Here is a 14,021-nt window from a genome sequence, read left to right on the forward strand (position 1 = left end):
AGCGCTGCTGTGCGCCCCGGTGCTGGCGGCGATGGCTCAGCGCCACGGCAGGCTGCCACTGCGGGACGGCCGGGGCAGCATCGCCACCGCCCGGCGTGCCGCCACCGCCGCCCGGCGTGCCACCTCCGTCCGGGGTGCTGCCGCCGCCGGTGTTGCCGCTACCCGGATTGCTGCCACCGCCGCCCGGATCGCCGCCGCCGGGTACTGCCTCCACCGCCGGGCTGCTGGGGAGCCAGCTGCGCGCCGGGACCGCCGCCTCTGGCTGGCCGCAGCCCACGGGGTGTACAGCGCTGCCACGCACCCGGGCCCGGCTGGAGCGCGCCGCAGCGCCTCGACGGCGGCACCGCCACGATGGCACCGAGCGTGCAGGTGGCGCTCGCTGCGGGCGGGCGCGCCGTGGCGGTTTGGTCCGAACTGGTCAGCGAGAAGGCGACGGCCGGCAGCGTCTGATGGCTCGAGCCGCCCGAGGGCGCGCGGCCGGACCAGCTCGACAAGCTGGTCGACACGGTCGAACGCTGCTGGCACCTGGCGCCGCGCCTGTACCTGAGCTGCCAGGACATGGCGTCGCATGGCCCGGCCAGGCCGCTGCCGGCGGCGCTGCAGGATGCGCTGGCGAAGGTCGCCAGCCCCCGCCAGATGTGGAATCCCGGTCGCCAGGCGCTCGACGCGGACAGCCCTTCCTAGTCGCGCCTGGCGCCGCCTGACGCCACGCTAGTGCCCTCATGCCGAACACGGAGCGCGCCCTCTGATATTTTGGGCCGCGTGAGTTCCTGATGGTAACATTGCGATCATTACCACTACGTTAATGCCTCCATGGTCACGCGCAAAAAGAAAACTTCGCGGCTGGACAATTCGGCCGAGTTCGCTGCATTCATTGACCGCATCAAAGCCGACGGCATCCAGGCCACGCCGGCGCAAGTTCGCAAGCTGAAAACCAAGCTCAAGCAGATGGAGTCGTATCAGCCTAAGATCGGCGTGCTGGGAAAAACCGGGGTCGGGAAGTCCTCGCTGTGCAATGCCCTGTTCGGCCAGCGCACTGCCAAGGTGAGCAACGTGAAAGCCTGCACTAGGTCGCCTCAGGAAATGCTGGTCAATCTAACTCCGGATGGTGCCGGCATGACGCTGGTGGATGTACCTGGGGTCGGCGAGAGCGAGGAACGCGATATCGAGTACCAGGAACTGTACGAGCGCTTAATCCCGGAACTGGACCTGGTGCTGTGGGTGTTGAAAGGCGACGACCGGGCATTTAGCGTCGACCAACGCTTTTACCAGGAAGTGGTGCTGCCGGTGGTCGGCAAGCGCGAGATTATTTTCGTGGTCAACCAGGTCGACAAGATTGCCCCATTTCGCGAGTGGGACGTCGCCGCAGCCGAACCGGGCAAGCGGCAGGCGCTGAACATCAAGAAAAAGGTTGCCGATGTCGGGAGCAAGTTCAAGAGTAAGCGCGGCAAGACCCCGACCGTGGTCGCCGTATCGGCAGACGAGCGCTACGGACTGGTGGACCTAGTCAACACCATCGTCGACAGGCTGCCCGACGCAAAAAAGTTCGGGTTCGCGCGCGAGGTGCGCGATGAACACGTGTCGCCGAAAGCCGAATTGAAGGCAAAGCGCGGGATCTGGAACGAGTTGAAAGTGATGGCGCGTGACATCCTCGTCGACCATGCACCGGTGCTCATCAAGGCGCTCGTCGAGTGGATCATCAAGTCGCTGCCCGGGGCGTTGAAGGCCGTCCGCTAAGCGGCGCAGCGTCTGCGGTGCGAGATCACCTTGCTGCGCAGCCCGTGCTGGCCGTTGTGCTCATCGATTAGGCGCTGCAGCGCGCGCCCCCAGCGCCCCCTTCGCCGGTCTTGCCCATGTCCCCTGCCCTGAAAAAAACCGCATCGCGGGAGGGCTGCGCGCGCGGCCGTGCCCGGGCGCGGTGTTGCGTGTCGCTGCGCTTAGCTGCTGTCGTGCCGCTGCCGCCGCACGGCCCATGGGCGGCGGGAATCGATAACACGTGGATACACGTTCGCCGCTGGCGCGGCATAGCGTCTTAAAAATGTACTGCCACGCTCCGACCTGATTTCGCCGGTGCGGGCGCCCCGGGTGCCCCCGGAACGATGGAACCGCGTGCATCCCTGCCAGGCCGGGGCAAAACACTTGCTGCATCTGGATGGTCGGTACTTCCCCGCCGCTACCCCAGCCCCTGCCACCAGGCCCCTCACTTCCGGCGGAGCGCGGCTGCAAGCGCCGAAGAAGCCTGATAACTGGTTTCCGGCGAAGCGCGGCCCGCAAGCGCCGCAGGCGCGACGCCTTGTCAACTGACTTCCAGCGGGGCGCGGCCGCAAGCGCAGCAGGCGTGACGCCTGCCAACCGACTTCCGGCGCAGCTCGGTCGCAAGCGCCGCAAGCGCGACGCTAGTCAACTCGTTTCGAGCAGAAGCGCGGCTGCAAGTTCCGAAGGCGCCACGCACGTCACTTGGCTCGCTGCAAGGCACAGGTGAAAAGCGCCCCTCAACTCACCTTCTGGCAGCGCGACCGTAGATCGCAGGTGCGACGTTCGCATGCGGATTTGAAACGGCTGGGAAAAATGCAGATACGCTTGAAGGGGCTCAAATCGTTCGAAACCAAACCGATCGATTTGAGCCACAAAACCTACTTACGGTTCTTCAACAGCAAAAGAAGAGGATCTGGCGAAATACCAGTCTTAGCCAATGAGGCACCAAGGATCGGCTTTATCGAAGTTCGGAGCCCGACTCTGGCGGGAGTTACCACAGGCCGATTCATAATACCAACGACGCTGAACGACCCAGAACCATTAAGCGTATTGCCGATCTGAGGGGACGAAGTTACAAGCCCGTGCATAGGGCCGGTCCCTCCTGGGAGAGGCGGGCCCGAACGATACATTCTATTCAGCTTCGGGTTGAACAAGCTGATCAACTCCTGCTCAATGCGATTACGCTCGCCTTGGGTGGGCACATCTAAGAACGACAGATGTGTTGCACCCGCCTCAACCGCCGCATCCCATCGCTCATGGCCAGTCAATCGTGCCTGAATACTCGTAGCCTGTCCGATATAAAGACACTGGCAGTACTGCCCTGGAGAAGTTGAGTACACGTAGATGCCTGGACGATTAGGCCACAAATATCGGGACCCAATGGGAGCACCAACGAAACAGTGCCCGTTTAATTGCAATATATGCATTTGCACGCTCCTAGTTGAGGTGGACAGGCCAAATACTGTTTAAACGTCAGGATTGACATTTCCCGCGCTCTTCCACACACTTCCAGGTCTCTAGTCCGGATCGGTGAACCACGGGTCCTTGGCGCCCGAAGGCACACGCCTTCGGGTGACCACCACAGTGCTATTTCCTAGCACCAATGGGATTGTACTGCTTGCTAAGCATCCCACAAGCCTAGAAGTTGCGAAATACAAATCCAGTACGTTAGCATTTAAGCAACCGTAGTTCGTCCAGAATTTCCGGGCTGGTGGATACCTTCCGAGCCTTTGCATTAAAACGACACGCTAGGTAATGCAAATGCATTAAATTCCACGAAGCTCGTCAGGCTGTAGCCCATTCCGCAGACAGGGACTCAGCCTGCTTAAGGACAGTATCAGTTGCTTCTTCTTGGCGATCTGGGGGGTACTTGTACCGACGCAGCAGCGTCTTTACCATCACGCGCAGCTTCGCCCGCACGGTCTCACGCTTGGCCCAGTCCACGCTGACCGATTTCCGCAGGCTCTGCGTCAGCTCGACCGCGATTGCTTTTAACGTTGCGTCCCCAAGCTCACGCACCGCGGCCTCGTTCATGGCAAGCGCATCGTAGAACGCCATTTCATCGCTGCTCAACCCCATACTCTCGCCCCGCTGGGCCGCGTCTTGGAACTTCCTGGCCATCTCGATCAGCTCTTCAATGACCTGTGCCGTCTCGATCGCCTGGTTGCGGTAGCGCGTCAAGCTCTGCTGCAGCAGCTCCGAGAACTTCGCGCTCTGTACCACATTGGTCTTGAAGCGCGATTTGATCTCACCCTTTAGCAGGCGCTCCAGCAGCTCCACCGCCAGATTCCGTTCCTTCATGTGACGCACATCTTCCAGGAACTCCTCGGACAGCACACCGATATCGGGCCGTTTCAGGCCGGCGGCCGAGAAGATATCGACCACCTCGTCGCTGATGATCGCGCGGCTGATGATCTGGCGGAGGGCATGCTCCTTCTGCTCATCCGTTAGCTTTTGGTCGGTGCTCGCATGTTTGGTCAACGCTGCCTTCACGGCCTGCAAGAAGGCCAGTTCGTCGCGGTGGCCAAGTGCTTCATCTAACGTACAGCACAAAGCAAATGCCTTGCTTGCAGCAAGCACCGTATCCGCGAAGCGCTTCTTTCCATCGTCAAGTCCCAGGACGTGGTTCGCCACAGCCGGCAACAGCTGCCAGGCTTTGCTGCGAAACTCGGCATAGTCCATCCCGTAGAGCATGTCGTGAAGCACATCCATTTGCTCTTGTAGCACCGCCAGCGCTTCATGCGCATCGATCGTCGGCTTGCCTCGCCCATGAGCCTGCGTGTAGTCGGCCAATGCGGCCTTAAGCTCGTTCGCAATTCCGATGTAGTCGACGACCAGGCCCCCAGGCTTGTCCTTGAACACGCGGTTCACGCGCGCGATAGCCTGCATCAAATTGTGGCCTCGCATTGGTTTGTCCGCGTACATGGTGTGCAGGCAGGGAGCATCGAACCCAGTCAACCACATGTCGCGCACGATCACCAGCTTGAAGGGGTCGCCAGGGTTCTTGAAACGCGTCTCCAGACGCTTGCGCACATCCTTCCGATAGATGTGTGGCTTCAGAAGTGCCTTATCGGAGGCAGAACCGGTCATCACCACCTTAATGGCCCCCTGCATGGGGTCATCGCTGTGCCATTCCGGCCGTAGCTCGACAATGGCGTTATAGAGGTGCACGCAAATATCTCGACTCATGGCCACAACCATCGCCTTACCGTCCATGACCGTCAGGCGACTCTCGAAGTGGGCGACGATGTCTGCTGCGACCTTCTGGATACGTGGCGGCGCGCCTACCAGCTGCTCCAGCGCAGCCCAGCGGCGCAGCTTTGCCACCTTGTTTGCGTCGCCCTCCTCATCCTCGGTCAGACCTTCGACCTCGTTGTCCAGACGCGTAACATTCGACTCGTCCAGCTCCAATCGCGCCAAACGACTTTCGTAGTAAATGGGCACCGTGGCGCCGTCGCGCACGGCCTGTTCGATGTCGTAAATGTGGACGTAGTCTCCGAAGACCGCGCGCGTGTCGCGATCATCCAGGCTTACAGGTGTGCCAGTAAAGGCAACAAAGGTGGCACCGGGCAGTGCATCGCGCAGGTGCTGCGCATAGCCATAACGAACTGCGCTGTGGACTTCGTACGGGGCTGCAACCTGTGCGGCCTGCAGCACTTGAACATCATTCGCCACCAGGTCTGCACGCGGGCCCTTGCCGCCCACCAGACGCGCCTCGAAGCCGTACTGGCTACGGTGTGCTTCATCGCAGATCACTACGATATTGCGGCGGTCGGAAAGTACAGGGAAGGTATCCTCGTCTTCGCCCGGCGTGAACTTCTGAATGGTTGTGAAGATGATGCCGCCTGACGGCCGGTTGGTCAGCAGTCTGCGCAACTCCGGCCGCGTATCGGCCTGAGCCGGGGTCTCGCGCAGCATTTCACTGGCCGCGGCAAACACTCCGTATAGCTGGTTGTCCAAGTCGTTCCTGTCCGTGACGACGAGCAGCGTTGGGTTACCCATTTCGGGGTGCGCCATCAAAGCACCGGCCAAGCAGGTCATTTCGATGCTCTTACCCGCACCTTGGGTGTGCCACACCACCCCGCCCTTGCGCGTGCCGCCAGGTGCTGAGGCGATAAGAACACTCTGCACCACAGCGCGGACAGCGTGGAATTGGTGGTAACCGGCCACCTTCTTCACCAACCGCCCTTCATCCTCGAAGAGCACGAAGTGGCGCAAGTACTCGAGTAGGAGCTCTCGCTGGAACAGGCCCAGCACCAACGTCTCCAGCTCACGCATTGCGCCCAGCGGATCTGTGGCCACGCCGTCAATCGTGCGCCAGGCCATGAAGCGCTCACGATCGCTGGTGAGTGAGCCCATGCGTGCCTGAATGCCGTCGCTGATTAACTGCAGCACGTTAGTGTGAAACAGGTCGGGGATGTCCTGCTGGTAGGCCTGTAGCTGGTTCCACGCCGCCCAAATGTCGGCGTCCTCGTCGCCGGGGTTCTTCAGCTCGACGACAACCAACGGCAGGCCGTTGACGAACAGTATCACGTCGGGCCGGCGCGTGAGCTTCGGACCCTGCACGCTAAATTGGTTCACGGCCAGCCAGTCATTGGACGCCACATCGGCGAAGTCGATCAGGCGCACGCGGTCGCCGCGCGTTTCACCGTCTTTCTGGAATTCGACAGGCACGCCATCTACCAACCAGCGGTGCACCTGACGATTTGCATTGACGAGGCCTGGCATGTCAGGGTTCAGCATGCGACGCAACGCGTCGTCGCGTGCTCCTGGCGGAATATGCGGATTAAGCCGCTCAATCGCGTCACGCAGCCTACTGGCCAGCACTACCTCACGGTAGCTCGCGCGCTCGATGCCTGGTTTTTGGGCTTCAGGAGGAGAGATGTCGGGGCCATGGGCGGTCTCCCAGCCCAGATCGGCCAGCCATCCAAGCATGGATTGTTCGACTGCGTCTTCGCTAATGCCGTTCATGCCCATCGCCCCTCAGCAGTCTAATTCCAACGCCGCTTCGTGCGGCTCGCCCCCTGCGTTCTTAGCTTCGCGCAGCAGTTGTTCCAGCGTTAGTACTCGTCCTTCAGCTAGATAGCGTGCAGCCAAGGCCACTAAGGCAGCTCTACTCTCAAGGAAGCGATCGAAGTCGGTGCGCAGCCGGGCCGCCAAGGCATCCCCGCGAAGCGGCTCACCATCGGCTTCATAGGTGGCCTGCGACAGCGTGTCGTAGTCGAGCAGATGAGTGCGCAACCGTTGGCGAACCGTATCTTCGTCGGCCCACTCGACGCGATCACGCAGATATGCCAGCGGATCCTTGCGACCGATACTACGATTGGTTTTCCACGTCACTAGGGCGCAGTTGAGCGCGAGGTAGCTATTGATGCCGACCTCCTGCAGTAGCGCGTCTGGAAAGATATGGTGGTATTCGCGGTGCCGCAGTGACTCATACGACACTGGGTGCCCGTCTGCAAAATCCAATGCACCAAAGTGAAGGTTGGCAGCGAGTACAGCGCGAGCCAACCTGTCGGCGCCTTTCGGCCAGCCGACACGGGTCAGTTGCTCTGGCGTTGGGAGCGGATAGTCAACTCGGCGGAGGACGGGCACATGGGCGTAGTCGGCAGGCCCGAAATGCGGCCGCTCCAGCAATTCGACGAGTGCTTTGTAATCTTGGTATGCCCGAGTGGCTGCTGCCCCTTCGTATCGAGTCGTAAAGAAGCATGACCACATATACGCACGCAACAACTGCTCGGCGCGCCCTAATTCGTCCCCGTGCTCCGGCACTTTGTCGAAGCACGCAGCGATAACCGCTACGACCGGGGCTGAAGGTAGACGTTCTTCGTCATAGATGTGCTGACGTGCCATGAAGTGCGCTGCCCGTACCAAGGCGCGCTCCACACGCGGCCAAGCGGTCACCATGGTCGCCATACCCATTGCTCCGACACCGCCGCGATTTGGCATTTTTCCTTGCATGAGCGCTGCTGAGGTCAGCAATGTCCAGGACACGTCACCATAGTGCGTCAACTCGATGTACGCAGCCTCCGTGGCTTCTTGCATTGCATGCAGCGATGCTCCGGCTTCACTCTCAACCTTTGCTACCGTCAGGTCGTACATCGACAGCGGCTTACTGTTCGTGTTCATGTTCACGAACACCTGCAGCGCGACGTCCGCGCTGGTAGTAGCTGGCAGCGAAAGGAACGGCAAATTAAAGTGCGTAACTCGCTCGCGCAACATGGCCAACGTAGCACGCAGTTCCTGACGCCGCTTTTCCAAAGCACGGAGCAGTTTTACTGCATCTGGCGCGTCATCAGAAGGCTCAAGTTCGGAAGTCGCATCTGCTATCCACTTCTCCAGTTGTACGCCGTGGTCGCCCGGACACAACAGATTCACCGGCACGAGCCCCCGCTCCAGACAACGAGCCGGTGAGTCCGCCCATACCGGGTAACGTAGGCCTGGCTCTTTTTTCTTGGCCCAACGCGGCTGGCAATGAACGGTCACTTCGTCGTACTCGATGCCGTCCGTCGGGTGGGCATCAAATTCCGGCAGGTAGATAAAGTATGTCTCGCCCTCATAGTTGTTATGCACCGACCGCCAGAACGCCGTGAGGCGCTGCTGGCCGTCTAACAGGTGCTCAGTCACCCTATTGCCTGTCTCAGGCGCACTGGTGATGTAACGCGAGATGAACTGCTCCTTGTCGCCAACCTGTAACAACAGGGTCACGCCTACCGGGAGATTCTGAATGATAGTGTTGAGGAAGCCAGTCACCCTCGCGCGGTCCCATGCTTCGAAGCGCTGGAAACGTGGCAGCTTGAGAGTTCCCGACTGGACCTGCACATACCATGTTCCTAATGTACGATCCTGGGCTTTGCTCGATTGCTGCAAAATATTCATGCGAGCACTCCTTCGGCTTCAACTTGTTCCACTGCTTCCGGAAGCCGCAGCTTCCCGGAGGTGAAGCGCGGGAGCAGCGTGTCGCGCAAGCTGGCAAGCTCGCGTGCCTGCAGCGAGTTAGCGATGCGCCGCTCTAACAATGGCTCAACGACTTGACCAAGTAGTGCCATCAATGGCCGCGGTGGCACCGCAAGCCGTGCCTCGGTTAAGTGCTTCCTTTGAATGTGTCCCATCGTAGTGGCTTTATGGGCTGCGATCTCTCTAAAAGCCGGCAGAAAATGACGATTAGCCAAGTAGTAGAACCATTTCGGCACTTCAACAGAAGTAACCTTGAATAAGTGCTGATTTAATGCGCCTTCGCCACCGCACCAGAACTCGACTTCAAGAGATCCGGACCAAGAGAACAGTACATCGCCATCATTCACAATGTACTCCGGCTTTAGACTCGTACTAGCGCGATCTGAACCGTTAGTATTCCCAGCACGAAGCTGAGCAATTTTTATGACGGGCAGATACTCGTCCTCGCTATCAGGGGGAAACTTCTGCATTGCCAATCCGTTCAGGTAGGTGGCAAATGAATCGAGCGAGCGGAGTGTCCACTCCTTGGGAATCAAACCCTGCGCCGATTCCTCGAACTCGGCGGGGAACAGAGCCGCCGTGGCGAAATCCATGCCTTCCGGTTCACGGCCTTCGGCCTTGGCGCGCACCGGATCGAAGTCGATGAACCAGCTTTTGAACAGGGCTTGGGCGATGGATTCAAGCGTGGCATTGGTTTGACGCAGGAGTGCGATCCGAGCATCTAAGTGTTTCAGCAAATCGACCATAGCTTCTTGCGTTTCGACGGGAGGTTGCGGCACCTCCAGAGCGGCTAAGGCCTTGCCGGTCAAATGCTTGATGGTTGTGCCGGTAAAGTACGGCTCAAGCAGTCCGGTCTTTGCTGCTAGTTGGAACCAATAGAAGAGGTAGTAGTTATTGAAAGTTGACTTTGGCCTGATCCGATGAAGCGCCTTCTGGATTTTCATCCCCGGTACAGAACCGCTCCAAATTGCACATCGCCCAGGCTCTCCACCTTCGCAGACAACTAGATCGCCCTCAGCTAACCCATAGCGTTCTTCTTCCTGTGGTTCGAACCGCATCTCGGCGAGACGCTCGAGCTCAAAAGATCCCCAACGGACATTGCTGTTACCCAAATATGGCTGAAGAGTGCCCTTATTCTTTTTGGCATCGAGCATCTTACCAAGACATGCATCTACGTGGTCCCCGAGCCGTACCTTTGGCCATCTAGACTGCATAACCAATAGCTCCTAACTTTTCACGGATCGCTGCATCAAGTTCCGCCCCCTTGACCATCTGCTCGGCGAGTTGCGCAGTCAACCGCTCCAACTTCTCGCCGAACGCCTCATCGTCATCGCCGGCTGCCTCCGCACCAACGTAGCGCCCCGGCGTCAGCACATGCCCATGCTCGGCAATCTCGACCAGCTTTACTGCGCGGCAGAACCCAGGCAGGTCGGCATAGGGTTCGTTAGCGCCATCTTCGCCATCGGCGCGCCAGCGGTGCACAGTGGCAGCGATGCGCTCCACATCCTTGTCCTCGAACACGCGGTTAACGCGTGTGGCCATGCGGCCTAGCTTGCGCGCATCGATGAACAGCACCTCGCCGCGACGGTTGCGGCCCTTCTGGCCGCCTGGCACCGCTGCGCCGCTCTTGTCCTTGGACAGGAACCAAAGGCAGGCTGGAATCTGCGTATTAAAGAACAGCTGCGGCGGCAGCGCCACCATCACGTCCACTACGTCAGCCTCAACCATCGCCTTGCGGATCGCACCTTCGTTGTTCTGGTTGCTGCTCATGCTGCCGTTTGCCAGCACCACACCGGCCTGGCCGCGTGGGCTCAGGTGGTGCAGGATGTGCTGCAGCCAGGCGTAGTTGGCATTGCCGGTCGGCGGAACTCCGTACACCCAGCGCCGGTCCTCAAGCAGGCGTTCGCCGCCCCAGTCGCTGATGTTGAATGGCGGATTGGCAAGCACATAGTCAGCGCGCAGGTCTTGGTGTTGATCACGGAGAAAAGTGTCTGCTGGCTCCTTGCCCAGGTCCGCCGAAAAACCTCGTATCGCCAGGTTCATCGCGACAAGACGCCAAGTAGTCGGATTGGCCTCCTGGCCATAGATGCTAATGTCATCCGCGTTGCCGCCGTGCGCCTCAATAAACTTCTCACTCTGCACGAACATACCGCCGGATCCACAACAAGGGTCGTAAACACGCCCCTGATGCGGCGCCAGCACTTCGACTAGCACCTTTACTACCGAGGCCGGCGTATAGAACTGGCCGCCCTTCTTGCCTTCGGAGCTGGCGAACTGGCCCAAGAAGTACTCGTAGACCTCGCCCAGCAGGTCCTTTGCGCGGTGCCCCTCCCCGAAGCCAATAGTCGAAATCAAATCGATCAGTTCGCCCAAGCGGCCAGGTTCAAGCTGCGAGCGACCAAAGCGTTTGTCGAGGATTCCTTTCAGGCGCGGATTGTCTGCCTCGATCGCCTCGAGCGCGCCATCGACACGTACGCCGATATCGGCCTGCTTCGCATAGGCGCGAATGGTCTCCCAGCGCGCAGATGCCGGAACCCAGAACACATTTGCCATCGTGTAGTAGTCTCGCTCTTCCAGAGCATGGTCGTGGTCGGCGGCGTCGGGCAGGTACAGGTCATCTTCCTCGTTCGCGAACGCAGCGGCCAGCTGCGCACGGCGCTCGTCGAACGCATCGGAAATGTACTTTAGGAAGATGAGCCCCAGAACAATGTGCTTGTACTCGGCGGCGTCCATTGAGGAGCGCAGCTTGTCTGCCGCGGCCCATAATGTTCTCTTGAGGTCTTGGTTCATGAAACGGTAGTGCGACTTGCAAAAAGAAAAGTCCAATCATACCGGACTGTAATGCGGAACAGGGAATAATCAGGGAGGATGGCCGGACGACCGCATCACTAGCCCGCTCACCAGAGGAGGCGGAAGCGGGAACATCGCAATGACAGCGTGCTCCCCGTGCCCGTGATGCCGCGAGAAACGCGCACGCAAAACCATGTCGTGATCTATTACGTCAACGGTTAACTCATCAATCTCCGGATAACCAACGTAGCCCCGCCAATCATCCGGATTCGCGGCATTTAATTTCGCGGCTTTAACAAGAGCTCGCCACGTTGATAATCGCATGTCTTCAGCCTCGCGCAGTTGCTCGCCACGCTTCGGTCTTTTAACGGGACAGCCAAACCGTACCAGCCCTCTACCAGATCGCCCGGACCTCGCGCTGCAGGGTTCCCGCTGCCAGCGCCCATGCAAACGCGGATGGTTACGGCGAAGCCGATCTCTTATGAAGGCTGGCTTGCAACGCACGAGCAGACTTCGTGGCCAATCGGGCCAGACTGGCTGCCGAGCTTTTTAGCTGAGCGCGAAGCCGTGCCTGCTCGCGGATGTCGATGACTCGGCATTGTGCAAGATGTGCAAGCCAGACCAGCAGGTCGTCAATGCGGTGAAGGAGCATAAGGTATGACGCGACGTGCCCCGAGAATATGCGCACGGTGAGTTCCAGCGGATTAGCGGGTCGGCATATTTCGAAGGACGGCACCGTTATTAGTGCCTGAATCCATTGAATCTCTAACTCGACCATCTCCATCGTACTACTGATGTGCGCCGCTATTTCATCGAGATAAGGCGTACCGGCCCGAAGCCTCCACAAGTCCTTTTCTTGTGCATTTCCCAGCGAGAGGACGCTAATCTGGAATGCGTGAAAATGGCGAGTGAACAGACGCTTCACGTCTGAACTGTAGAACTTGAGAGACACTTTTCGGCTCGCCACTTCCAGCCAATCGTAGCTGACTGCCGAATGCCGCGCGATCACGTGTTGATTGAGATATTCGGGGTCGTCGGCATTCAACTCATCTATCCTTCGGGTCGAATTGGACAGGCAGAGAAATAGCATGGGCACTCCGCACCGTTTCCATTAATTTATGATAGCGAACAGTTCGAGCTTGAGCCCCGGCAGCCCTGAGGGCGCAAAGAGAGCGACAGCCTGCGCTTTCAGCATGGCTTCAAATAGGGGGGACTTATTTTCCAGCGAGAAATAATACGTATTAGGGCGCGCAGGAATCTCAGACGGCGGCTGGACAAGATGTGTCAGCGGTATCCCCGGTAGTGCGCCCATAACGAGCAGTTCCAGGTCTTCGGGTGACGCAATTTTGATCCGCAGCGGGATCGCCTCCAAGAGCTCGATGGCCGGCATGTCGGCGTTGACAGCCAGGCACAAGCTCGTATTGCCAACAATCCGCGTGGGATCCAGCTTGCCGACGTGTTGCGAGGGTCGATTCGGCTCTGAAGAAAGCGGAATTATCAAGTACTTCGTTGAAATGACAGTGTCGATCAGATCCCTTATGACCGCCGTCACCTTTCCGAAGCATTGCCCCGGATCGTCATGCTGATAGTTCGGCAGATCCCTCAGTGAATAGCGCGTCGAAAACGTCATCAGGGAACCCGCCAGCGTGGTCAGCTCACGAAACAACTGTTCCGGGTGAAGATGATCGTACTTGGAATAGTGCGAGAACCCTGCGGCGGCCGTATTTAGTGCGTGCAGCATCCAGAAAGACACGAGATCGCCATTTTGCACCTCGAGTACTTGGCCTCCTCGTTGCCGATGCCGACTGTAGAGCGACTCGATCTTTGCGTTCGCTTTGGCCAGCAGACTGTCTACCATGAATCGCAGAGGGGGAATTGCTCGGACCATCAAGCCGGGTGCCATGTAGTCTGGATCTTCTTCGAAGCCACCGCCCTCGCGTCGCTGAATTTTGACGACCGGCACGGATGTGAAGCCATCGCGTGACTCAGACTCATTCAATAAGCGAACGGTACGGCGCAGGCCGTGGACCTCCACTGGAAGCCCATCCGTGAACAGATCTGGTGCTGACCTCACAACTGGCGCGAACCGGGCGGACTCTCCGTCAAGGTTGCCGCCGTGAAGGCGGAGCGTGGGCAGTGATGCGTAGAACACAAACGCATGTTGGTCAGCCGGCAGCCGGCCAAGGTCTACTGCTTCAGGAAGAGCCTCGTATTCTGAGCCTTCGAAATATTCACCGTCCGGAAACACAAGTGACAATGAAGTCGGCACCAGGACGTTATTGGCCAAGTGCTCCTTCGACCAACTGGCATGCCGTAGCCCCCATAGATGCGGACTGATGATTGACGACAGTCGCTGCAGGCGTGCTTCATGGTATTCATCGGACTGTTGGAAATGTTGCGGCCCGAGGGTGAGGCCCTCTCCCCATAGCACCCTAAGCGGTAAGCTCATTGCGAATCTCCAGGTTAGAACGGATCAGTCAATTTTGCCGGAAACCTACCCGCCCGGATCAAAACACCCT

General features: G+C 59.1%; 8 protein-coding genes. 2 read left to right on the top strand and 6 right to left on the bottom strand.

Annotation, left to right across the window (positions count from 1 at the left end; all coding sequences use genetic code 11):
- Positions 1-558: 558 nt before the first annotated feature.
- Together ACFSQR_RS04745 and ACFSQR_RS04750 are read left to right on the top strand one after the other, a co-directional pair.
- The gene (locus ACFSQR_RS04745) at positions 559-684 is read left to right on the top strand and encodes a hypothetical protein (protein WP_377728474.1); all 126 of its coding nucleotides are present in this window, start codon (positions 559-561) and stop codon (positions 682-684) included.
- Between the two features lie 129 nt (positions 685-813).
- A complete protein-coding gene (locus tag ACFSQR_RS04750; protein ID WP_377728475.1) occupies positions 814-1,737 on the top strand; it encodes a GTPase family protein in 924 nt (307 codons plus the stop codon).
- A gap of 1,803 nt (positions 1,738-3,540) precedes the next feature.
- On the opposite strand, the gene ACFSQR_RS04755 is transcribed toward ACFSQR_RS04750, so the two are convergent.
- From ACFSQR_RS04755 to tssK, 6 genes are all read right to left on the bottom strand, one after another.
- A complete protein-coding gene (locus tag ACFSQR_RS04755; protein WP_377728476.1) occupies positions 3,541-6,726 on the bottom strand; it encodes a type I restriction endonuclease subunit R in 3,186 nt (1,061 codons plus the stop codon).
- Positions 6,727-6,738: 12 nt separating this feature from the next.
- Entirely contained in the window at positions 6,739-8,634 is a 1,896-nt protein-coding gene (locus ACFSQR_RS04760) for a DUF262 domain-containing protein (RefSeq protein ID WP_377728477.1), read from the bottom strand.
- Positions 8,631-9,866, bottom strand: coding sequence for a restriction endonuclease subunit S (locus ACFSQR_RS04765; RefSeq protein ID WP_377728478.1), 1,236 nt, complete (start codon positions 9,864-9,866; stop codon positions 8,631-8,633). The genes ACFSQR_RS04760 and ACFSQR_RS04765 overlap by 4 nt, the downstream gene beginning before the upstream one ends.
- A 49-nt stretch (positions 9,867-9,915) precedes the next feature.
- Positions 9,916-11,502 (bottom strand): type I restriction-modification system subunit M, encoded by a 1,587-nt coding sequence (locus tag ACFSQR_RS04770; RefSeq protein ID WP_377728479.1) that lies wholly within the window; start codon positions 11,500-11,502, stop codon positions 9,916-9,918.
- 460 nt (positions 11,503-11,962) lie between these two features.
- Positions 11,963-12,547, bottom strand: coding sequence for a hypothetical protein (locus ACFSQR_RS04775; protein ID WP_377728480.1), 585 nt, complete (start codon positions 12,545-12,547; stop codon positions 11,963-11,965).
- A 66-nt stretch (positions 12,548-12,613) separates the two neighbouring features.
- Complete coding sequence (tssK, locus tag ACFSQR_RS04780) at positions 12,614-13,951, bottom strand: type VI secretion system baseplate subunit TssK (protein ID WP_377728481.1); 1,338 nt, start codon at positions 13,949-13,951, stop codon at positions 12,614-12,616.
- Between the last annotated feature and the right edge of the window lie 70 nt (positions 13,952-14,021).

The sequence above is a fragment of the Pseudoduganella sp. GCM10020061 genome, from assembly GCF_042683405.1.
GTDB lineage: Bacteria > Pseudomonadota > Gammaproteobacteria > Burkholderiales > Burkholderiaceae_D > Telluria.

What these genes read in the sequence shown, in the direction of transcription:
- ACFSQR_RS04770 (WP_377728479.1), bottom strand. Translation starts at nt 11,502, where the DNA reads ATGAACCAAGACCTCAAGAGAACATTATGGGCCGCGGCAGACAAGCTG.
- ACFSQR_RS04750 (WP_377728475.1), top strand. Translation starts at nt 814, where the DNA reads ATGGTCACGCGCAAAAAGAAAACTTCGCGGCTGGACAATTCGGCCGAG.
- ACFSQR_RS04765 (WP_377728478.1), bottom strand. Translation starts at nt 9,866, where the DNA reads ATGCTCGATGCCAAAAAGAATAAGGGCACTCTTCAGCCATATTTGGGT.
- tssK (WP_377728481.1), bottom strand. Translation starts at nt 13,951, where the DNA reads ATGAGCTTACCGCTTAGGGTGCTATGGGGAGAGGGCCTCACCCTCGGG.
- ACFSQR_RS04760 (WP_377728477.1), bottom strand. Translation starts at nt 8,634, where the DNA reads ATGAATATTTTGCAGCAATCGAGCAAAGCCCAGGATCGTACATTAGGA.
- ACFSQR_RS04745 (WP_377728474.1), top strand. Translation starts at nt 559, where the DNA reads ATGGCGTCGCATGGCCCGGCCAGGCCGCTGCCGGCGGCGCTGCAGGAT.
- ACFSQR_RS04755 (WP_377728476.1), bottom strand. Translation starts at nt 6,726, where the DNA reads ATGAACGGCATTAGCGAAGACGCAGTCGAACAATCCATGCTTGGATGG.